The sequence below is a fragment of the Halosimplex halobium genome (genome assembly GCF_051414055.1).
Taxonomy (GTDB): Archaea; Halobacteriota; Halobacteria; order Halobacteriales; family Haloarculaceae; genus Halosimplex; species Halosimplex halobium.
Window position 1 is genome coordinate 1 of record NZ_JBLKNX010000021.1, and the last position, 19,094, is coordinate 19,094.

Annotated in this window: 21 protein-coding genes, 1 tRNA gene and 2 rRNA genes; 15 read left to right on the top strand and 9 right to left on the bottom strand. The window is 69.9% G+C overall.

The features are described 5' to 3' along the window. Window positions 1-309: ribosomal RNA gene (locus ACMGFG_RS19840) — 23S ribosomal RNA — on the top strand; the annotation flags it as partial. 142 nt (window positions 310-451) lie between these two features. Next, window positions 452-573: ribosomal RNA gene (rrf, locus tag ACMGFG_RS19845) — 5S ribosomal RNA — on the top strand. 125 nt (window positions 574-698) lie between these two features. Here the strand turns inward: rrf and ACMGFG_RS19850 are convergent. Continuing rightward, window positions 699-1,193 carry a DUF309 domain-containing protein gene (locus ACMGFG_RS19850; RefSeq protein WP_436932048.1) on the bottom strand — a complete coding sequence of 165 codons (495 nt, stop codon included), beginning with the start codon at window positions 1,191-1,193 and terminating at the stop codon, window positions 699-701. Between the two features lie 124 nt (window positions 1,194-1,317). Between ACMGFG_RS19850 and ACMGFG_RS19855 the strand changes: the two genes are divergently transcribed. Further along, window positions 1,318-1,725, top strand: coding sequence for an acyl-CoA thioesterase (locus ACMGFG_RS19855; protein ID WP_436932049.1), 408 nt, complete (start codon window positions 1,318-1,320; stop codon window positions 1,723-1,725). 11 nt (window positions 1,726-1,736) lie between these two features. Here ACMGFG_RS19855 and ACMGFG_RS19860 read toward each other — a convergent pair whose 3' ends face one another. Beyond that, on the bottom strand, window positions 1,737-2,057 hold the full coding sequence (locus tag ACMGFG_RS19860; RefSeq protein ID WP_436932050.1) for a DUF7967 family protein: 321 nt from the start codon (window positions 2,055-2,057) through the stop codon (window positions 1,737-1,739). 64 nt (window positions 2,058-2,121) lie between these two features. After that, entirely contained in the window at window positions 2,122-3,216 is a 1,095-nt protein-coding gene (locus ACMGFG_RS19865) for a S1C family serine protease (protein WP_436932051.1), read from the bottom strand. Between the two features lie 229 nt (window positions 3,217-3,445). On the opposite strand from ACMGFG_RS19865, the gene ACMGFG_RS19870 reads away from it, so the two are divergent. Continuing rightward, window positions 3,446-3,529: transfer RNA gene (locus tag ACMGFG_RS19870), tRNA-Leu, on the top strand. A gap of 211 nt (window positions 3,530-3,740) precedes the next feature. Further along, window positions 3,741-3,941: a hypothetical protein gene (locus tag ACMGFG_RS19875; RefSeq protein WP_436932052.1), complete on the top strand. Its 201-nt coding sequence runs from the start codon at window positions 3,741-3,743 to the stop codon at window positions 3,939-3,941. Between the two features lie 15 nt (window positions 3,942-3,956). Here ACMGFG_RS19875 and ACMGFG_RS19880 read toward each other — a convergent pair whose 3' ends face one another. The 3 genes from ACMGFG_RS19880 to ACMGFG_RS19890 form a co-directional block, all read right to left on the bottom strand. After that, complete coding sequence (locus ACMGFG_RS19880; RefSeq protein ID WP_436932053.1) at window positions 3,957-4,403, bottom strand: pyridoxamine 5'-phosphate oxidase family protein; 447 nt, start codon at window positions 4,401-4,403, stop codon at window positions 3,957-3,959. A gap of 41 nt (window positions 4,404-4,444) precedes the next feature. Next, window positions 4,445-5,605: a sensor histidine kinase gene (locus tag ACMGFG_RS19885; protein WP_436932054.1), complete on the bottom strand. Its 1,161-nt coding sequence runs from the start codon at window positions 5,603-5,605 to the stop codon at window positions 4,445-4,447. 155 nt (window positions 5,606-5,760) lie between these two features. Then, complete coding sequence (locus ACMGFG_RS19890) at window positions 5,761-6,837, bottom strand: mRNA surveillance protein pelota (protein ID WP_436932055.1); 1,077 nt, start codon at window positions 6,835-6,837, stop codon at window positions 5,761-5,763. A 200-nt stretch (window positions 6,838-7,037) separates the two neighbouring features. On the opposite strand from ACMGFG_RS19890, the gene ACMGFG_RS19895 reads away from it, so the two are divergent. Together ACMGFG_RS19895 and folD are read left to right on the top strand one after the other, a co-directional pair. Further along, window positions 7,038-7,220, top strand: coding sequence for a hypothetical protein (locus ACMGFG_RS19895; protein WP_436932056.1), 183 nt, complete (start codon window positions 7,038-7,040; stop codon window positions 7,218-7,220). 106 nt (window positions 7,221-7,326) lie between these two features. After that, window positions 7,327-8,217: a bifunctional methylenetetrahydrofolate dehydrogenase/methenyltetrahydrofolate cyclohydrolase FolD gene (folD, locus tag ACMGFG_RS19900; RefSeq protein ID WP_436932057.1), complete on the top strand. Its 891-nt coding sequence runs from the start codon at window positions 7,327-7,329 to the stop codon at window positions 8,215-8,217. An 18-nt stretch (window positions 8,218-8,235) separates the two neighbouring features. Here the strand turns inward: folD and ACMGFG_RS19905 are convergent, their stop codons facing one another. After that, the gene (locus ACMGFG_RS19905) at window positions 8,236-8,955 is read right to left on the bottom strand and encodes a DUF7117 family protein (protein ID WP_436932058.1); all 720 of its coding nucleotides are present in this window, start codon (window positions 8,953-8,955) and stop codon (window positions 8,236-8,238) included. A gap of 473 nt (window positions 8,956-9,428) precedes the next feature. Continuing rightward, window positions 9,429-9,707 carry an amphi-Trp domain-containing protein gene (locus ACMGFG_RS19910; RefSeq protein ID WP_436932059.1) on the bottom strand — a complete coding sequence of 93 codons (279 nt, stop codon included), beginning with the start codon at window positions 9,705-9,707 and terminating at the stop codon, window positions 9,429-9,431. A 257-nt stretch (window positions 9,708-9,964) separates the two neighbouring features. Between ACMGFG_RS19910 and ACMGFG_RS19915 the strand changes: the two genes are divergently transcribed. Continuing rightward, window positions 9,965-10,240, top strand: coding sequence for a PadR family transcriptional regulator (locus tag ACMGFG_RS19915; RefSeq protein WP_123539147.1), 276 nt, complete (start codon window positions 9,965-9,967; stop codon window positions 10,238-10,240). On the opposite strand, the gene ACMGFG_RS19920 is transcribed toward ACMGFG_RS19915, so the two are convergent. Beyond that, window positions 10,237-11,493 (bottom strand): AI-2E family transporter, encoded by a 1,257-nt coding sequence (locus ACMGFG_RS19920; RefSeq protein WP_436932060.1) that lies wholly within the window; start codon window positions 11,491-11,493, stop codon window positions 10,237-10,239. The genes ACMGFG_RS19915 and ACMGFG_RS19920 overlap by 4 nt on opposite strands. A gap of 105 nt (window positions 11,494-11,598) precedes the next feature. Here ACMGFG_RS19920 and ACMGFG_RS19925 point away from each other — a divergent pair, with 105 nt between their 5' ends. From ACMGFG_RS19925 to ACMGFG_RS19955, 7 genes are all read left to right on the top strand, one after another. After that, on the top strand, window positions 11,599-12,876 hold the full coding sequence (locus ACMGFG_RS19925) for an MgtC/SapB family protein (RefSeq protein ID WP_436932061.1): 1,278 nt from the start codon (window positions 11,599-11,601) through the stop codon (window positions 12,874-12,876). Between the two features lie 96 nt (window positions 12,877-12,972). After that, the gene (locus ACMGFG_RS19930) at window positions 12,973-14,310 is read left to right on the top strand and encodes an aminotransferase class III-fold pyridoxal phosphate-dependent enzyme (protein ID WP_436932062.1); all 1,338 of its coding nucleotides are present in this window, start codon (window positions 12,973-12,975) and stop codon (window positions 14,308-14,310) included. 77 nt (window positions 14,311-14,387) lie between these two features. Beyond that, the gene (locus ACMGFG_RS19935; RefSeq protein WP_436932063.1) at window positions 14,388-15,167 is read left to right on the top strand and encodes a ZIP family metal transporter; all 780 of its coding nucleotides are present in this window, start codon (window positions 14,388-14,390) and stop codon (window positions 15,165-15,167) included. A gap of 181 nt (window positions 15,168-15,348) precedes the next feature. Next, on the top strand, window positions 15,349-15,924 hold the full coding sequence (gene cyaB, locus ACMGFG_RS19940; RefSeq protein WP_436932064.1) for a class IV adenylate cyclase: 576 nt from the start codon (window positions 15,349-15,351) through the stop codon (window positions 15,922-15,924). Window positions 15,925-15,984: 60 nt separating this feature from the next. Further along, window positions 15,985-17,187 (top strand): methionine adenosyltransferase, encoded by a 1,203-nt coding sequence (locus ACMGFG_RS19945; protein ID WP_436932065.1) that lies wholly within the window; start codon window positions 15,985-15,987, stop codon window positions 17,185-17,187. A gap of 94 nt (window positions 17,188-17,281) precedes the next feature. Then, on the top strand, window positions 17,282-18,499 hold the full coding sequence (locus ACMGFG_RS19950; RefSeq protein WP_436932066.1) for a tRNA sulfurtransferase: 1,218 nt from the start codon (window positions 17,282-17,284) through the stop codon (window positions 18,497-18,499). 24 nt (window positions 18,500-18,523) lie between these two features. Then, window positions 18,524-19,066, top strand: a complete 543-nt coding sequence (locus tag ACMGFG_RS19955) for a DUF5804 family protein (RefSeq protein WP_436932067.1) — start codon at window positions 18,524-18,526, stop codon at window positions 19,064-19,066. Window positions 19,067-19,094 lie beyond the last annotated feature (28 nt).

Genomic DNA, 19,094 nt, shown 5'->3' on the forward strand with positions numbered 1-19,094 from the left:
GGTTTAGACCGTCGCGAGACAGGTCGGCTGCTATCTATTGGGGGTGTCATGGTATCTGACGGGAACGTCCGTATAGTACGAGAGGAACTACGGATGGTGGCCACTGGTGTACCGGTTGTCCGAGAGGGCACTGCCGGGCAGCCACGCCACACGGGGTAACGGCTGAACGCATCTAAGCCGGAAACCCACCTGGAAAAGAGATACCGCCGAGGTCACTCGTAGAAGACGAGATCGATAGACTCGGGGTGTACGCATCGAGGCAACGAGATGTTCAGCCCGCGAGCACTAACCGACCGAAGCCACCAATCATACCGCATTGGATACACGGACCCGTGATACGGGTCCAGGCGGAACCTGGATTGCACGTACATTACGGTCGTCGCCATCGGATCACCGATACTGGCGTCCCGGACATCGTCCGGGCGCGCGGTTCGATTCCGCGGATCGGCGTTAGGGCGGCCATAGCGGCGGGGTGACACCCGTACCCATCCCGAACACGGAAGTTAAGCCCGCCTGCGTTCCGGCGAGTACTGGAGTACGAGAGTCTCTGGGAAACCTGGTTCGCCGCCTCCACTCATCGCCCGACACATTCCGTCGGGCACTCATCACCCTCGACCAGCCACGGCTGGTCGGGGGTTTCTGTATTTGTAGAGCGACAGCTATCGTCGCGGTCGTCGCACGAACATCGAGAACGGCCGCTATTCCAGCTGCTCGGCGTACTCGAAGTCGAGTTCGGTCGCCTCGGGGTAGTCGCCGTCGAGTTCGATCCGCCAGCCGTGGATCGCGGTCGGGTCCGACAGGGCGGCCGAGAGCGTCGCGCGCACGTCGGCAACGTCGACGCCGTAGAAGTCGTCGGGGACGCCCGCCAGGTACTGCAGGGCAGTCTCGAACAGCGAGCGCATCCCGTCGTCGTTCTCGAAGTCGAAGTGCTTGTACGCGCCGGCGGCGACCTGGACCATTCCGTGGAGGAACTTGCTCTCTGCGGTGCCGCGGCCGTAGTTGTACCACTCGTCCTCGAAGCAGTCGTGCGATTCGTGGTACTCGCCGCTGTTGAACAGCGCGACGCCGTGGACGACGGCACGCCGGAGCGTACCGTGTTCCCACCCGTTGGACGCGCCGCGGTCGGCCCGCCACCCGGTGGGATCGCCCGACGTGGGCGGCCCGACGCCGTAGTCCCGGGTGTGTTCGTCCATCGGCAGTCACTCGGGGCGCGCGACGTGTAATCCCGTCGGTCCGGGCGACGCTCGCGAGGTGGGATAGTCGACGTGGTGGGCCGCACCCGAGAGTGTTAACCGGCTACCGGCCGAGCGGGACGCCATGGACGCTGCGTTCGAACACGAAGTCCCGGTCCGCTATCGCGACCTCGACACGTACGGGCACGTCAACAACGTCGTCTACGGCACCTACTGCGAGGAGGCGCGGGTGGCCTACGTCGAGGAGGTGCTCGGGCTCGACGAGATCGACGAGTTCACCGCCGTCGTCGCGTCGCTGGAGGTCGACTTCCGGTCGTCGGTGACGGAACTGACGACGGTCGACGTGGGCGTCTCGGTCGTCCGGATGGGCGAGTCGAGTTTCACGATGGCCTACGAACTCCGCCAGGGTGGGGAGGTGGTGGCGGAGGCGGAGACGACCCAGGTGTTCGTCGACCCGGAGACCAGGGAGTCGCGGCCGATCCCCGAGGCGTGGCGCGAGCGGGTCCGCGAGTTCGAGGGGCTGGACGACTGAACGGGGACGGTTCAGACGGTGTCGTCCGGGTCGTAGGCGTCGGCCATCCGGGCGGCTTCGGTAGCGTAGCGCTCGCGCTCCTCGGGGTCGGTGACGGTCCCGAGGTTGCGCGGGGGCACGTCGACCGCGGCGGTCGTCTCGCGCACGTCGCTCGTGAAGCTCGTCAGCGCGCGCTCCTTGCGGAAGTACCGCCGCCCGTCCGGCGTGGCGTAGACGAGGATGATGATGTTCTGCTCGTCGTCGGAGTAGGTGCGCTCGACGAGCCAGACGCGGACGGTCTCCTCGCTCGCCGCCGCCGTTCCGCTCGTCGGGGACGCCGGGTCGTCGGTCATACCGACGGGTAGGCGCCCGAGGCGGATAGGCGTTCGTCGGATTCCGACGGCGTGGGAACCCAGTTCAGGTCTCCGTCGGGTCGGGTCGTTCGCCGACGGTGACCTGTACGCGCTGGACTTCGCCGTCGCGGAGGACGGTCAGTTCGACGGTGTCGCCGGGTTCGGTCTCCGTGAGGAGGTACGTGCCGAGCGCCTCGCCGCTCCCGAGCTGCTGGCCGTCGATGGCGAGGATCACGTCGCCGCCGACGGGGACGGGCTGGTCACCGACGGACTCGGCCGCGGTCGCACCTTGCAGCGCGTCGGCCGAGGGGCCGTCCTCCAGGACGGAGACGACCGCGAGGCCGTCGGTGCGGTTGAGGTCGTTGGCGTCGGCGACCGCGGGGGTGACGGGCGTCGTCCGGACGCCGAGGAAGGGGTAGTCGAACTCGCCGTCGGCGACGAGCTCGGGGACGACCCGTTCGACGACGGACTGGGAGACGGCGAAGCCGATGTTCTCGGCGCCCTGCTGGGCGATGCCGGCGGTGTTGACGCCGACGACCTCGCCATCGCAGTTCACCAGCGGGCCGCCGGAGTTACCGGGGCTGATCGGCGCGTCCGTCTGGACGACGTCGGGGATCTCGAACCCGAACTGGGTCGGCAGCGTCCGGTTCAGGCCGCTGACGATCCCGTGGGTGATGGTCTCCTCGAGCCCGAGCGGGTTGCCCAGCGCCGCGACGCGCTCGCCGCGCTCGGGGCTGTCGGCGAGCGAGAGCGCACCCGTCCCCGCGGGCGCGTCCGAGACGTTCACCACCGCCAGGTCGGCGTAGGTGCTGCGGCCGACGACGGTCCCCGACCGGAACTCGCCGTCGTCGAACTCGATCTCGACTTCGGCCGCGCCGTCGACGACGTGGGCGTTGGTCACGACGTACGCGTCGCCGGTCGCGTTCGCGCCGGTCGCGTTCCCGGCGTCGTAGACGAACCCGGAGCCCTGCCCGGAGCTCGTCCGGACCGAGACGACCGAGTCGCTGGTCCGGTCGAACAGCGACCGGTAGTCACAGGCTGCCTGTTCCTGCTGGGCGTCCGCGACGGGGGCCGCTCCCGGGGCAAGCGCCAGCACGCCGCCGACGCTTCCCGCCGCGAGGAGGATCGTCAGGAGTACCGCTGTCGTTGTCCGTTGCATCGTCTCCGCGTTGCCCCGCCCCGCGGAAGTCACCCCGAATCGTTTCGTCGCGTTGGCACGGTCAAATCGCGGTTGCGAACGGAGTTGGGAGCGGTTACTCCCGGGACCGGCGTGGCGGCGTCGATAAGCGGTCGATACCGCCGGGACCGCGCCGATAGACGCGTCAGTCGTCCGCAGGACGGCGAGACCGTAGCCTATTCATGCGGGTCAACCGAACCACCGCGTGCGTGCGAGGGTAGCCAAGCCAGGAAACGGCGGCGGACTCAAGATCCGCTCCCGTAGGGGTCCAAGGGTTCAAATCCCTTCCCTCGCACTGCAGGACCCACGCGGTCCCTCGCCAGTGCGGAAGACCCGCGGGGCCGAACGGACGGCCCCGGTGCGAGCGGGGAGCGCGACGGCGCCCCCGCGAGCGGAGCGGTCTTCCCTCGCAAACTTCTCACGGAATCGCCGCTCGAGCGAAAGCTCCGTCCAGAAATCCCGCCGTCGGGGGCAGGTTTATGGGAATCCAGCGCGGAGATTGTGGTATGGCAACGGACGACACGGCGACCAACCCGCTGGAGGTGCCACCTCTGGAACACACCGCCTTCTTCGACATCGACACCAGGGACGGCTACGTCCGCATCGACCAGTCGTGGGGCGACCAGACGCTGTACACGCCCGAGGAGGCCCGCGAGATCGCCGAGTCGATCCTGGAGCAGGCCGACGAGGCACAGGGATCGGAGTAGCGGCCTACCGCTACCTTACTTGCCGCCCATCCGGCCGGAGAAGTCCCAGGTGTAGGCGCGGCCTACGTCGATCCGGATGCGCACCTCCTCGCGCTCGGGTGAGAGCAACTGCCGGGCCAGCTTCGAGTCCGTGTCGCCGAGGTAGCGCTCGACGAGGTCGCGGAGGACGGTCTTGTCCTCGTCGGGGGCGATGTCGGCGGTACCGGCGCCGCGGACGCCCCGGTAGGGCACGTCGTTGGTCGATATCTCGAAGGCGACGCCGGCGTTCTCGCGGAGATACCCGACGACCTTGGCGTTCGCGCCGGTGGCGCATTCGAGGGCGCCGTCGCGGTAGCGGTACCACAGCGAGAGCATCCAGAGGCCGCCCGCCGGCGTGTGGGTCGCGAGCCTGACCGGGATCGTCTGCTCGTCGAGGAACTGTTCGGTGCGCTCGCGGTCCCAGTCGCCGGTGATCTCGTCCATCGGGGTTCTACCGGACGGTCGGACGGCAGGGGGATAAATGGTCAGACCCGTTCGAGCGCCACGCGGAAGTCGGCGCCGCCGGCGTCGCTGTCGCGGACCTCGACGGCCCCGCCGTAGGACTCGGTGAGCGCGCGGACGAACCCGAGCCCGAACCCGGTCCCGTCGCTGTCGGGGCCCTTGACGCCCATCTCGAAGATGTCGTCCCGGATGTCGGGGTCGATGCCGGCGCCGTCGTCGGCCAGCCCGACGACGAGCCGGTCGGTCGCGGGCGCCTCGGCGTAGAGGTCGACGGTCACCCCGCCCTCGTTGTGGACCGCGGCGTTGGTGAGGACGTTGGTGAACACGGAGTCGAGCAGGTCGCCGGCGTAGACGCGGTACTCGAACGCCCCGGGGTCGAACGTCACCGACAGCGACTCGTACTGGTCGGTCGCGTCGCGGACCGTGTCCTCGAGCAGCGGGCGCAGGTCCCGCGGCTCGGGCTCGCGCTGGGATTCGAGCGTCGAGACCAGGTCGCCCACCCGCTCGACGAGGTCGGCGGAGTTGTTCGCGGCGCGTTCGATCTTGGCGACGTACTCGCTCGCCTGTTCGTCCTCGACTATGCCCGAGACGGCGTCGGCGAAGCCGGCGATGACCTGCAGGTCGTTGCCGATGTCGTGGCGCAGGAGGCGGTCGTACAGCTCGACCATCTCCTTGCGGGTCTCGAGGTCCTGGCGCGCGCGTTCGAGCCGTTCGCGCGAGCGGATGTTGCTGACGGCCGTCGCGGCGTGGGTCGCGAGGATCTCCATCGGGCGGACGACCTCGTCGCCGAACGCCTCCGCCGAGGTGGAGCGGACGACGATCACGCAGATGGGCTCGTCGACGATCCCCTCGGGGACAGCCAGCGCCGCGGTGGTGTCGTCGTCGGCGTCGCGGCCGGCCGCCTCGCCGGTGACGGTGACGGTCTCGCCGGTCTCGTGGGCCTCTTTGGCCACCTCGCTGGGCGTGCCGCCGGCCGAAACCTCGGGGTTCGTGCTCCCGACGACGTGGAGGTCGCCGTCGCGGACCTCGACGACGGTCACGTCGCTCAGCTCGAAGAGGATCGTGATCGCCTCCAGGGTCAGCGAGACGACCTCGTCGACGGACTCGCACTGGTTCAGCGCCTGCCCGTACTTGTTGAGGTCGGCGACCTGCCGCGCGAAGTCCTGGCGCTGTTCGAATCCCATGAGGTCTCGACTGGTTGTCCCACCTTCGGAAACTCGCAGGTAAACCCTTTCGCCGCCGTTATCAGCTGTGAGACGGGGACCGTCGCGGGCTGTCGACGGCTGGCCGCGGCGGGTCGTCGCCCCGGTGGAGTCGGTCGTCGGTTCGTCGGGGCCGGTCAGTCGATCCGGTAGCGCAACAGTGCGGCGATCCCGCCGAGGTTTCGGAGTTGCTGGCCGGGGTCGAACTCGCCGGAGAAGACGGTCACCTCGCCGCCCTTCTGCTCGGTGGTCTCGATGACCTCGTCGACGTCGATCTCCCAGTCGCCCTCGTCGCCGCGTTCGGCCCGCAGGCGCTCGTCGAGCACGAGCAGCTGGTCGATGGCGCCGAACTCGGCGGCCTCGGCGACCTGGTCGGGACCGTAGGCCACCTCCGACCCCGTCGCGATGCGCTCGGTCAGCTCGTCGATCAGGTCGGCCTCCGCGGAGATGCGCGTCTGGGTCTGGACCTCGTCGACGGCGCCGCGCTTGAGCACCTCGTGGACGCCGCGGTCGCCGACGCCCGTCGTGTCGACCGTCGTGACCTGCGCCGGGAGGTCGAAGGCGTTCTCCTCGATGTAGTCGAGCGCGTCCCGCTTCGTGAACCCCGGCCCGGCGAAGATGACCGCCTCGACGTCCATCCGTTCGAGGATCTCGCCGAGTTCCTCGAACAGCTCCTCGCGGGGCCGGGCGCCGTCGCCCCACGCGGCCTTGCCCGTCGGGCCCGTGATCGACGCCCGCTCTTCGGTGCCGTACTGGGCGACGGTGTGGACGTGGGCCTCCCCCTCCTCGACGGTCGCGATGGCCACGTCCGGGTTCTCGGTCGCCTCGACCGCCTCCTCCAGGCGGTCGTCCTGGTCGGGTTTCCAGACCTTCTCGACCTCCAGCTCCTCGAAGGGCTCGACGTTGAGCGTGTGGTGGAAGTCCAGCTGGTCCTCCCGCGAGCAGTCGACGATGACGCCGCCGACCCGGAGGCGGTTGGCGAACTTGGCGAACTCCACGTCGTCGACCTCGAGTTCGACCCACATGTGCTCGCGCTCGCCGCCGGTGTCGCGCATGTCGTCGTCGTTACGCTGGATGCGCCGCGTCGTGTCGCCCGAGACGAGGTCGCCCGGCTCGACGACGTAGGTGAGGTGCCAGAGGTCGTCCAGGCTCTCCGGGACGAGGGTGACCCGCTCCCGACCCTCCGTCGTCGGGTGGCGGTCGTTGATCTGCATACCCGAACCTCTGCCTCCGGCGGCAAGTGTGCTGTTATTCCGCGCCGTCGGACCGGTCGCCCCGGTGGCCTCCCGGTCCGGGCCGCCCGCGCCGCCCGCCGGACGCTCCTGGGTCGACGGACGTCCCGCTCCTTGACCGCCCGTCACGGTCCCCGTTCGGCGCTACGGTTTTCACTCCGCGGCCGCTAGTTCGGGCGACAGTGACCCACCCATCCTCCGGGGCCGGCGACGCGTCGCTCGGCCCGAACGACCCCGTCGAAGCGGCCGACGGCTACTCGCGGACGGTCTACCGGGAGTGTGACCTCTGCGAGACGGTGACCGACCTCACCGAGTCGCACGGCCTGTTCGTCTGTGGCGCCTGCGAGGAGCAACTGCTGCCCTGACCGGCGGCGGCCCGCGGGCGAGGCCGTCCGCGACTGTGTCGACTGTGTCGACTGTCCTGGCCCTGTTTCCGGGACCTTCTTGCCCTCGGGTCGCGCCCGTTCGAGTATGACCGAGATCATCGACGGCAACGCGGTCGCCGAGGACGTGCGCGACGAGGTGAGCGAGGCGGTCGACGCCCTCGAATCCGAGGGCGTGACGCCGACGCTGGCGACGGTGCTGATGAGCGACGACCCCGCCAGCGAGACCTACGTCTCGATGAAACAGAGCGACTGCGAGGAGGTCGGCATCGACACCGTCGACGTGGACATCGACTCCGACGCCGACGCCGCGGAGCTGTACGACACCATCGACGAGCTGAACGCCGACGACGACGTGGACGGGATCCTCGTCCAGATGCCGGTGCCCGACCACGTCGACGACCGCCGGGTCCTCCGCAGCATCGACCCCGAGAAGGACGTCGACGGGCTCCACCCGGAGAACATCGGCCGCCTGGTCGCCGGCGACGCCCGCTACAAGCCCTGTACGCCCCACGGCATCCAGCGCCTGCTCGAAGCCGCCGACGTGGAGACCGAGAGCAAGGAGGCCGTCGTCGTCGGCCGCTCGCGGCTGGTCGGCAAGCCGATGGCGAACCTGTTCATCCAGAAGGCGACGGGCGGCAACGCGACGACCACCGTCTGTCACTCCCGAACCGAAGACCTCGCCGAGCAGACCCGGTCGGCGGACATCCTCGTCGCGGCGGCGGGCGTCCCGGAGATGATCGACGGCTCGATGGTCGGCGAGGGCGCGGTCGTCGTCGACGTGGGTATCAACCAGGTCGACGCCGACACCGAGAAGGGTTACGAGCTGGTCGGCGACGTGGACTTCGAGAGCGCGACGGAGAAGGCCTCGGCGATCACGCCCGTCCCCGGCGGCGTCGGCCCGATGACCCGCGCAATGCTCCTGTACAACACCGTCAACGCGGCCGCGCTGCAGTCCGGCGTCGAGAGCGCGCTGTAACCGGTTTTCCCGTTCCCTTCAGAGGTCGACCTCGAACTCCTCGAGCCGCCGCTGGGCCTCGACGAGGGCGGTCTCGTCGTCGTCGGCCAGCGCGCGGCCGATGGCGCGGACGATGTAGACGAGTTCGCCCGCGCTGCGGGGGGACACGTCGCCGTCGAGCGCCTCGATGCGCTTCTGGTGGTCGCGCAGCGTCGCCAGCAGCGACCCGACGGTCTCGTCGGGGTTGTCGTCGAGGTACCGCCGCAGGTCCGAGCGGTAGGCGTCGACCGCGCGGGCGTAGGCGAGCCCGCGGACCGTCCGCATCGACTCGGGCACCGCGTCGGCGGGCGGGCGCTCGCCCGCGTCGGCCCCGCGGAGCAGTTCGAGGAAGTAGTACTCCTCGTCGTCGGAGACGCGCATCGCGCGGGCGACCTCCTCGCCGGCGAGCCGGAGCTCGGCCGCCGCGAGGTAGGTGTCGTCGAGCGGGCGCAACTCGCCGCCGCTAACGAACCCGGACTGGCGGACGTACTCCCGGCAGCGCTCGGCGGCGGCCTCGGCCACGTCCGCCAGCGGCTGGTCGTCGACGAGCCCGCGGATCTCGGTCAGGTCCAGCTGCGCGTTGCCGGCGGTGTGTTCGGTGGGGTCGTCGAGCCCGACGCTCCGCATGCTGCCGCAGTCCGGGCAGACGACGCTCCCCGTCTCGTAGTACGACCAGCGGGTCCCGCACTCCTGGCACTCGCGCTCGCCGCGGATCTTCATGCGTCGGCCTTGCGCCCGAACGCCTAAAGTCGACGCGGTCGAACGACCGGAACGGCACCCGTGCCCCCGCTCGCACCCGGCCGAGAACACGTTAGCGGACAGTCAGATGGCGATGGGATCCTGGGTCGGTATCTTTAAGTTGTTCCCGGCCGGATGTACAGGTGACGCTTCGCTTGGAGGGCCGAAGCGTCAGCGGGGACCAATTCAGGGCGGCAAGCGGCCGCGTGGGTTTTTCCCCCACGCGGCCGCTTTCCATTCCTTTCGTGACGTCGACTCGCGAGCCGAGGGTGTGTCCGGCGCGCTAGAGTTCTCTGCAGGGAGACCCGAAGTGTGTCGGCCCCGGGAGCCCGGAACACGTCCGGTAAGTCGTCGTTACCGCCACACAGCGGCAGCTCCGTCGTCGGTGGCCCCCGAGGACACGCGCCGCCGACCAGCACCCACCGCCGAACGGGCGGCCGCGTCGGGCGGCCGCGTCACTTGATCGACAGCGAGTCGTCGGACGCGTCGGCGTCCTCGTCCCACTCGAGTTCGAGTTCCAGGCCGAGCTCGCCGGGGCCGTCGGTCGGGCCCTCGCGCTCGACTTTCACCTCGAACTCGACCTCGCGGGGCACGTCCACCGTGATGGAGTCCGCCCCGGTCTCGAGCGTCAGCGGTTCGCCGGTCTCCAGTCGGTCGGCGACGGTCCGGAGGTACGAGGCCGTGTCCGTCCGGGTGAGTCGCCGCTCGTCTTCGAAGAGGACTGTCTCGGGCATACCCCACGTACGCGCCCACCGGAGATAAGTGTCCGCCCCCGTCCGGGCAGCACGGTCGGCCGTCGACCGACGGGACGACGTTTCGACGGCGATACGTGAAATCGAGCGAATACGAGTGCTCCCGCGTATCCATCAGCGGATTTAACAATGAGAGAGCGGGTAACGCCGGAGTAATCCGGGTGTTCGAATATCCTGACCCGCTCATCAGTCGATATATTTATCAATATCCGACAGTAAATTGCGAACGGACATTACCGATGTACGACCTGACAGGATTCCAGCGTGACCTGCTGTACGTCATCGCGGGGAAGGAGGAGCCCCACGGGCTGGCGATCAAGGAGGAGCTCGAGGAGTACTACGAGAAGGAGATCCACCACGGACGGCTCTACCCGAACCTGGACACGCTCGTCGACAAGGGGCTCGTCGAGAAGGGCCAGCGCGACCGGCGGACGAACTTCTACAGCCTCACTCGCCGGGGTCGCCGCGAGATCGAGGCTCGCCGCGAGTGGGAAGAGCAGTACGTCGACCTCTAGGGGTCGCCGCGTGACGTACCGTCGGACGCGTCCGCCCCGCCGTCGCTCCCGGCTTCCTCGCCGGTTGCGGCGGCTTCGTCGTCGGTCAAGGGGGATCCACCGGCGGCCGCGTCCGCGTCGCGGGTCACGCCGTCCCCGCTCTCGCCCTCCGGTTCGGTCCCGCCAGCGGCCGCGCTATCGGCGTCCATAGACGGTCGGCCCCGGCCGAGCAGGGCGGGGACGACCACCCCGCCGAAGTGCGTGAGGAAGACGAGGATCATCGGTCCGAGGAACAGGCCGTACCAGCCAAAGAGTAGCGGGCCGAGGATGTACGCGAACATCACGCTCCCGGTGTGCAGCGACCCGCCGGTGACGTACGGCCGGACCAGGAGGTCCGGGATGACGTCGACGACGACGAACGAGACAGCGACGAAGGCGCCGACGAACACCCAGCCCGTCCCTTCGGTGAACGCGGTCGCGGCGAGGTAGATCGAGACGGGCACGTAGACGAGTTTCATCCCGACGACGGGGATCAGGCTGGCGATGCCGGTGAGCAGGCCGACCAGGGCGGCGTACGGGACGGCGACCTCGGGGGGCGCGAAGACGTTGAGGACGCTGTAGGTGATCGCACCGACCGTCGCCGTGACGACGGCGTTGAGGATGTTGCCGGCGAAGATGAGTTCGAGGCTGTCGTCGACCTCGCGGGCGAACTCCTCGAAGACCGTCGGGCCGTCGTCGTCGAAGCTGGCCACCCAGGCGGCGAGCCGGTGGTCGTCGCGCAGCAGGTAGAAGGCGACGGCGAAGACGACGAACAGGTGGAGCAGGCCGGTCCCGAGAAAGCCCAGGTAGCTGGTCCCGCGGGACAGCAACGGGCCGACCAGGTCCATCCCGCCGGCGCCCTCGAAGACGCCCCGCGGGTTCTCGACCGCCTCCGTGACGTTCAGGTACGGGCCGGCGACCGCGATGTACTGGTCCAGGTCCGTCGTGCCCGCGAACTCCTGGAGTTCCTGAACGCCGATGGCCGTGGCGTACAGCAGCAGCAGTACCGCCGGGAGCGCGAGCGCGACCAGCGCCAGCGCGGCCGAGACGGACCGCTGGCCCACCCGGTCGCGGATCTCCCCGTGGACCCGCCGCGTCGAGTAGTAGATGAACAGCGCGAACACGAAGGTGCCGACGAACGACCAGAGCACCCACAGCAGGGCGAGCCCGAGGACTATCCCCACGGCCGCCCAGCCGATCCGCCCCCAGTCGGGGGCGAACTCGAACTCGACCATCGTCCGCGCAGTGGGTCGGATCGGACATAAAACGGCCAGTTCGGTCACGAACCCGGCCGGGGTAACGCCACGCTATTTATAAGTGAGAACGGCATACGTCGGGCAGTGTTCGGAGTCGCGCAGTTGTCGTCGGTCCCGCTCGACCAGGAGGTGCTCCAGATCACGCTGGCGGGCGTGCTGGGCCTGTTCCTCGGGCTGGAGCGGGAGTGGTCGCACAAGTCCGCCGGCGTGCGGACGTTCTCGCTGATCAGCATGCTCGGCGCGGCGTTCACGGTTCTGGGGTCGACCCCGCTGGTGGTCGTCGGCGGCGCGCTCGTCATCGTGCAGGGGACGTTACTGGCGGTCAGGGGCCTGCTCGCCGACGAGGAGGAGGAGGAGGGGCTGTCGCTGACCACCTCGATGTCGATGCTGGTCGCCTACGCCGTGGGGACGCTCGTCGCCAGTGCCTACACCATCGAGGCGGTGACGGTGACGGTCTTCTCGGCGCTGTTGCTCGTGCTCAAGCGAGAGCTACACAGCTTCGCCTGGGGGATGACCCGGACCGAACTCCGGTCGGCCGCGGAGTTCGCCATCCTCGCGTTCGTCGTCTACCCGCTGTTGCCCGCCCGGAGCTACGAGGTCGGCGCCGCCGACCTGATGGTCGAGGTCGAGCCCCGGGTCATCTGGCTGATGGTCGTCACCGTCGCGGCCATCGGCATCGTCAACTACGCGATCGTCCAGACCTACGGGAGCCGCGGCATCGCGGTCACCGGCTTCTTCGGCGGCCTGGCCTCCTCGACGGCCGTCGTCGGCGCGATGCTCGACCACGTCGAACAGCGCCCCGCGGTGAGCTCCTACGCCGTCGCGGCCATCCTGCTGGCCGACGCGGCCATGGCCGCCCGCAACCTCGTCATCGCGCTCGTCTTCACCTTCGAGACGGGGCTGCTCCTCGGGGCAGTCGTCCCGCTCGGCGCGGTGATCCTGGGGAGTATCGCGATCGCCGCCTACACCGCCGACTGGACGGAAAACCTGGAGATGGACCTGGAGAGCCCCTTCTCGCTGCGGAACGTCCTGAGCTTCGGCGGGCTGTTCCTGCTCGTCATCGTCGCCGGCGGGCTGGCCGCCGCCGAGTTCGGCCGGCTGGGCTTCTACGTGACCGCCGCGCTGACGGGGCTGGTCTCCAGCGCCGGCGCGACCACCTCCGCGGTGATCCTCTACCGCGGCGGCGGCCTCTCCGGCGAGGCGGCTATCTTCGCCATCCTCCTCGCGACGGCCTCCAGCATCGTCGTCAAGGCCGGGCTGACCTTCGCCGGCCCCGACCGGGAGTTCGCCGTCAAGACGGCGACGGTCAGCACCGTCCTGCTGGTCGCCGCCGGCGCCGTCACGGTCGGCGCGACGCTGTGAGGGCCGCGGTTCGACGCCCGGGTCCACCGCGACCCGACGGCCGACCGGCGAGCGCCCGTCAGATCACTTAACTTCCGACTGTGCTTCACTGCCGGCATGGACAGGGACACGGCGGAGCCCGCGGTGTCGTCGATCCCCGGCGAGCGCGCCCGGGAGTGGGTCGAGCACCACCACGAGACGGCCGCCCCGAGCACCTACGTCTACGAGTTCGTCTGGGACTACACCGAACCGGCGGAGGGACCGTTCTGCACCGACGTCGACGGCAACGTCCTCGTGGACTTCACCAGCCACGTCGCCGCCTCCCCGCTGGGGTACAACAACCCCAAACTGATGGAGCGCATGGAGGGGTTCGACCTTGTCGACCCCATGAAGATCGCCGGCCAGGACTTCTACGTCGCCAGCGGCGAACTCGGCGACCACCCGTTCCCCACCCCCGCCGACCTGATGGACCGGCTGACCGACCGGAGCGCTCAGTACGGCATGGACACCGTCTTCCTCTCGAACTCCGGCGCCGAGGCCGTCGAGAACGCCATCAAGATCTCCTACGACCACACCGGCGCCGACTACGGGATCACCTTCCAAGGGGGCTTCCACGGCCGCACCCTCGGCGCGCTGTCGCTCAACCGCTCGAAGTCCGTCTACCGACGCGACTTTCCCGAGATCTCCAAGGTCCACGACGTGCCCTTTTGCGACGACCGGACGTGCGACGCCGACTCCTGCTCCTGCGGCTTCTTCACCGGCGAGGGCTCGCAGTTGCGGAAACTGCTCGACCCGAAGCGCGGCGCCGTCCACCCCGACGACGTGGCCTACCTGGTCCTGGAACCGATCCAGGGCGAGGGCGGCTATCGCTTCCCGAGCGACGCGTTCGCCCGGGAGATCGCCGACCTCTGCGAGGAGCACGACCTGACGCTCGTCGCCGACGAGATCCAGTCCGGCGTCGGCCGCACCGGCGAGTTCTGGGCGTCGGACCACTACCCGTTCGAGCCCGACGTGATCGCGAGCGCGAAGGGGCTGCGCGTCGGCGCGACTATCTCCCGCGAGGAGGTGTTCCCCGAGCAGACCAGCCGACTCTCCTCGACGTGGGGCGCCGGCGACATCGTCTCGGCGCTGCAGGGCGCGCTCACGCTGGACGTGATCGACGACTACGACCTGATGGACAACGCCGTCGTCCGCGGCCGGCAGTTCCTCGAATCGATGCGCGACGCGGACCTCGACCCCGTCGTCGACGTACGTGGGAAGGGGCTGATGCTCGCCGTCGAGTTCGACACGAAGGAACGGCGCGACGACGTGCAGGCCGCGGCGATGGAGCGGGGGTTGCTGACGCTCGGCTGCGGCCACAGGACGCTGCGCGTGCTCCCGCCGCTGGACGTGACCGGGCGGGAGATCGACCTCGGCGTCGACCTGCTGACCGCCGCCATCGACGACGTGGCCTGACCCTCCGGAGCCCGGAAATTCGCGGTTACCCCGAGTAATCCACGAATAGAAATCCGGATTCGGGCGGACGAACGACCGTGTTCCCCGCCGTCCACACGGTCGGTCTCGGCCTCGCGGTCGTCCCCGGCGGCGCCGGGACCGTCCTGCAGACCGGGGGGAGCGAACTCCTCTCGAACCCGTGGTTCTACGCGGGCGTGTCCGCCCTGTCGCTGCTGGTCGGGTCGGCCGTCGGGATCTGGGTCAGCCCGGCCCGGCGGTGGCAGGCGGCGCTTTTGGCCGTCGGCGGCGGGTCGCTCGTCATCTCGCTGGCCTTCGAGCTGTTCGGGCCGGCCTTCCGGAACATCGGCGAGTACCCGGCCTCCGGGTACTTCCTCGTCGGCATCGTCGTCTTCGGGGCGCTGGACGTGGCCATCGACCGCTGGGCCGACGACGACACCGAGGAGAACGGCGTGGGCCTGTGGGCGAGCGTGACGACCGACGGCATCCCGGAGAACGCCGCAATGGGGTCGCTGCTGGCCGGCGACTTCCACGGCGCGCTGGCGCTCCTGTTCGGCCTCGCGGTCACCAACGGCTCCCAGTCGATGATGTCGGGCACGAACATGGCCGAGACCCACGGCGACCGGAAGACGATGGCCGGCTGGGCCGTCACCGCAGTCGTCGTCAGCGGGGCGGTGATCGCCGGCTACCGGCTGCTCCCGCCGCTCCCGAACTACTGGATCGCCGCGGTCCGCGCGTTCGCCGCCGGCGCTATCCTCGCCAGCCTCGCCGGCGAGATCTACCCCGACGCCTACGAGGAGGCCGGCCCGTACGTCACCCTCGCGACCGCCGTCGGCTTCCTGGTGACGTTCCTGCTCTGAACGGTGTCTGCGGGGCGTTCGAGCGTCCCGGCCCGGATCGCCGTGGGGGGCCGGGGACGGCGGTAACCGCACCCGACAGCCAGTGCCGGTCGGGTCGATCCGACCGGGGATCGACCCCGCCGCGACCGCACCACAGCGCGAGAGCGGCGCGCTTTTGCCGCCGAGGCGAGTTCGCCCGTCCATGTACGAGGTCGAGGTCAAGGTCCGCGCGGACCACGAGGCGGTCGAGCCGGCGCTGGCGACCGCGGGCGCCGAGTTCGTCGACAGCGTCGTCCAGGCGGACACCTACTACGACGCCCCTCACCGGGACTTCGCGGAGACCGACGAGGCGCTGCGGATCCGCCGGGAGCACAGCCCGGAGTCGGACGAGCCCGGGGACGAGGGCGGCCCGGAGACGACGAAGATCACCTACAAGGGGCCGCTGCTGGAGGCCGAGTCGAAGTCCCGCGAGGAACACGAGACGACCGTCGCCGACGCCGAGGCAGTCGTGGGGATCTTCGACGGTCTCGGCTTCGAGCCGGCCGCTACGGTTCGAAAGGAGCGGGCCCACTACCGCCTCGACGGCTACACCGTCACGCTCGACAGCGTCGACGGCCTCGGCGAGTTCGTCGAGGTCGAGACCGAGACCGCGGACGACGACATCGAGACCGCCCGCGAGGGCGCCCGCGCCGTCCTCGACGACCTCGGGCTCGACCCCTCGGAGCAGATCCGCACCTCCTACCTCGGCCTGCTCCTCGCCGACGATGCGGGAGAGTAATGAGATCGGGCGTTTCGGTTTCCGCAAGTTATACGAGTGGGGGTATCCAACGCGGAGACAATGACGAACAGGAACGTGAGCGTCCAGCCGGCGGCCGGACGCGCCGTCGAGGACCAGGAAGTGGAGATCGTCGAGCGGAAGGGCCTCGGCCACCCCGACTCGATCTGCGACGGGATCGCCGAGAGCGTCTCCCAGGCGCTCGCACAGACGTACCTCGACCGCGTGGGGAAGGTGCTGCACTACAACACCGACGAGACGCAGCTGGTCGCGGGCAACGCGGCGCCCGCGTTCGGCGGCGGCGAGGTGCAGGAGCCCATCTACCTGCTCATCGTCGGCCGGGCGACCAAGGAGTACGAGGGGACGAAGATCCCCGCCGAGACCATCGCGCTGGAGGCCGCCCGCGACTACCTGCAGGCGAACTTCCCGCACCTCGACGTGGGGACGGACGTGATCGTCAACGTGCGCCTCGGTGAGGGCAGCGGCGACCTGCAGGAGGTCTTCGGCGAGGAGGGGTCGGTCCCGATGGCCAACGACACGAGCTACGGCGTCGGCCACGCGCCGCTCACCGAGACCGAACAGATCGTCCTGAACGTCGAGCGCCGGCTCAACGGCGAGTACAGCGACGAGAACCCCGCGGTCGGTCAGGACATCAAGGTCATGGGCAAGCGCGAGGGCGACAACATCGACGTGACCGTCGCCGCCGCCGCGGTCGACGCCCACGTCGGGAGCCTGGAGGAGTACCGCGAGACGGTCGCGGGCGTCCGCGAGTACGTCGGCGAGGTCGCCGCCGAGTACACCGACCGCGAGGTGACGGTCCACGTCAACACCGCCGACGACTACGACGAGGGCGCCATCTACCTCACGACGACGGGCACCTCCGCCGAGCAGGGCGACGACGGGTCGGTCGGCCGGGGCAACCGCGCCAACGGCCTCATCACGCCCAACCGCCCGATGAGCATGGAGGCCACCAGCGGCAAGAACCCCGTCAACCACATCGGGAAGATCTACAACCTCCTCTCGACCGAGATCGCCCAGTCGGTTGTCGCCGACGTGGACGGCATCCGGCAACTGCAGCTTCGGTTGCTCAGCCAGATCGGCAGCCCCATCGACGAGCCCCACGTCGCCGACGCGACGCTGGTCACCGAGGACGGCGTCTCCGTCGCCGACATCGAGGACGAGGTCGCCGCCGCCATCGACGAGGAACTGGCGAACGTCACCGACATCACCCGCCGCGTGATCGACGGCGAGCTCTCGACGTTCTGAGCGGCCGCCCGTCGGACGACGCGTCCGGTCGGCCGCCGGTCGGGGCGGCCGCCGTACGAAGGCTGTTTATACGCGGGGTCGTCAACGGGTAGCCATGCACCCGCCGGGCGCAGACGTGGTCGTGGTCCGCCACGGCGAGATCGGGACCAAGAGCCAGCACGTGAGCGCGAAGATGGAGCGGCGGCTCCGCGAGAACCTCCGTGCGGTCCTCGACGACCGCGGGCTCGACGCCGAGATCGAACAGCGGCGGTTCCGCCTGTGGCTCCACACCGACGACCCCGAGGGCGTCACCGCCGCGGCGGCCGACACGTTCGGCGTCGTCTCGGCCAGCCCGGCCGCCCGCGTGGACGCGACGCTCGAATCAATCCGCGAGGGACTCGCCGAGGCCGCCCGCGAGGGCTACGACGGGGGAACCTTCGGCGTCTCCGCGCGGCGGGCCGGCGAGGAGTCCGCACATCCCTTCTCCAGCTCCGACATCGAACGCGAGGGCGGCAGCGCCGTCTGGGACGCCGCCGAGTCCCGGGGGGTCGACCCCGAGGTGGATCTGGACGACCCCGACACCGAGTTGTTCGTCGACTGCCGGGCGGACGACGCGCTGGTCTTCCTGGAGAAGCGGGCCGGCCCCGGCGGACTGCCGCTCGGGACCCAAGATCCGCTCGTCGCCCTGCTGAGCGGCGGGATCGACTCGCCCGTCGCCGCCTGGGAGGCGATGAAACGCGGCGCGCCCGTGGTCCCGCTGTACGTCGACCTGGGGGACTACGGCGGGGTCGACCACCGGGCGCGGGCCGTCTCGACGGCCGAGGCGCTGGCCCCCTACGCGCCCGACTACGACATGCGCCTCCGGGTGGCGCCGGCCGGCGACGCCGTCGCCGGGATCGCCGACGCCGTCGACGCCGGGCGGATGCTCGTCCTCCGGCGGTTCATGCTCCGGGTCGCGGCGGCCGTCGCCGAGGAGTACGGCGCCGTCGGGGTCGTCACCGGCGAGGCGGTCGGCCAGAAGTCCAGCCAGACGACGGCCAACCTCGCGGTCACGAGCGCCGCGGTCGACCTGCCGGTCCATCGGCCGCTGCTGACCGTCGACAAGACCGACATCACCGCCCGTGCCGACGAGATCGGCACGTTCGACGAGTCGACGATCCCGGCCGGCTGCGAGCGGCTCGCGCCCGACTACCCCGAGACCCGGGCGCGGGTCGGCGAGATCGAGGAGCGGGAACCGGACGGCCTGGCGGAGCGGGCCCGCGAGGTCGCCGAGGGGGTCGAGGTCCTCGACGGCTGTGGCATCGGCGACCCCCCGGAAGGCGAAACCGCTTAGGGGCGCCCGCGTCTCGACCCGAGCATGACGCGGGTGTGTCTGGTCGGCGACGAGGACGTGAACCTCCGCTACGAGTTGCTCTCCCGCGAGACCGCCCGCGAGGCGCTGGCCACCTACGACCTGCGCGAGCCGTTCGAGAACGCGGTCGGCGTCGAGACCGTGAGCCTCGGGGCGGCGGTCGCGCTGCTGAACGACCTCGACTGGTACCTCGTCCGGTTCGTCGACGAGGCGATGGTGCTCGAACCGAGCGTCAGCGAACGCGAGTGGCTCTCCCGCGACCTCGCGACGGCGCTCCGCGACGACGCCGTCGACTCCGACGAGGCCGCCCGCTTCCTCAAGATCTACGGCCTCGAACCGGCGGGCGCCGCCGGGGACGGGACCGACGCCGGCGACGGCTCTGAAGCCGGGGACGACCGGGACGGCTCCGTGGCGGGGGACGACGGACCCGGACGGCTCGTCGAGCCGATGTACGTCACGCGGACGGGCGGGGACGTTCCGGAGTACGACCTCCGCGACGTGGCGGAGACGGTCGTCGAGCGCGTCACCGAGTCTGAGTTCGGCGCCTGAGGCCGGGCCGTTCGGCCGCCCGCCGCGG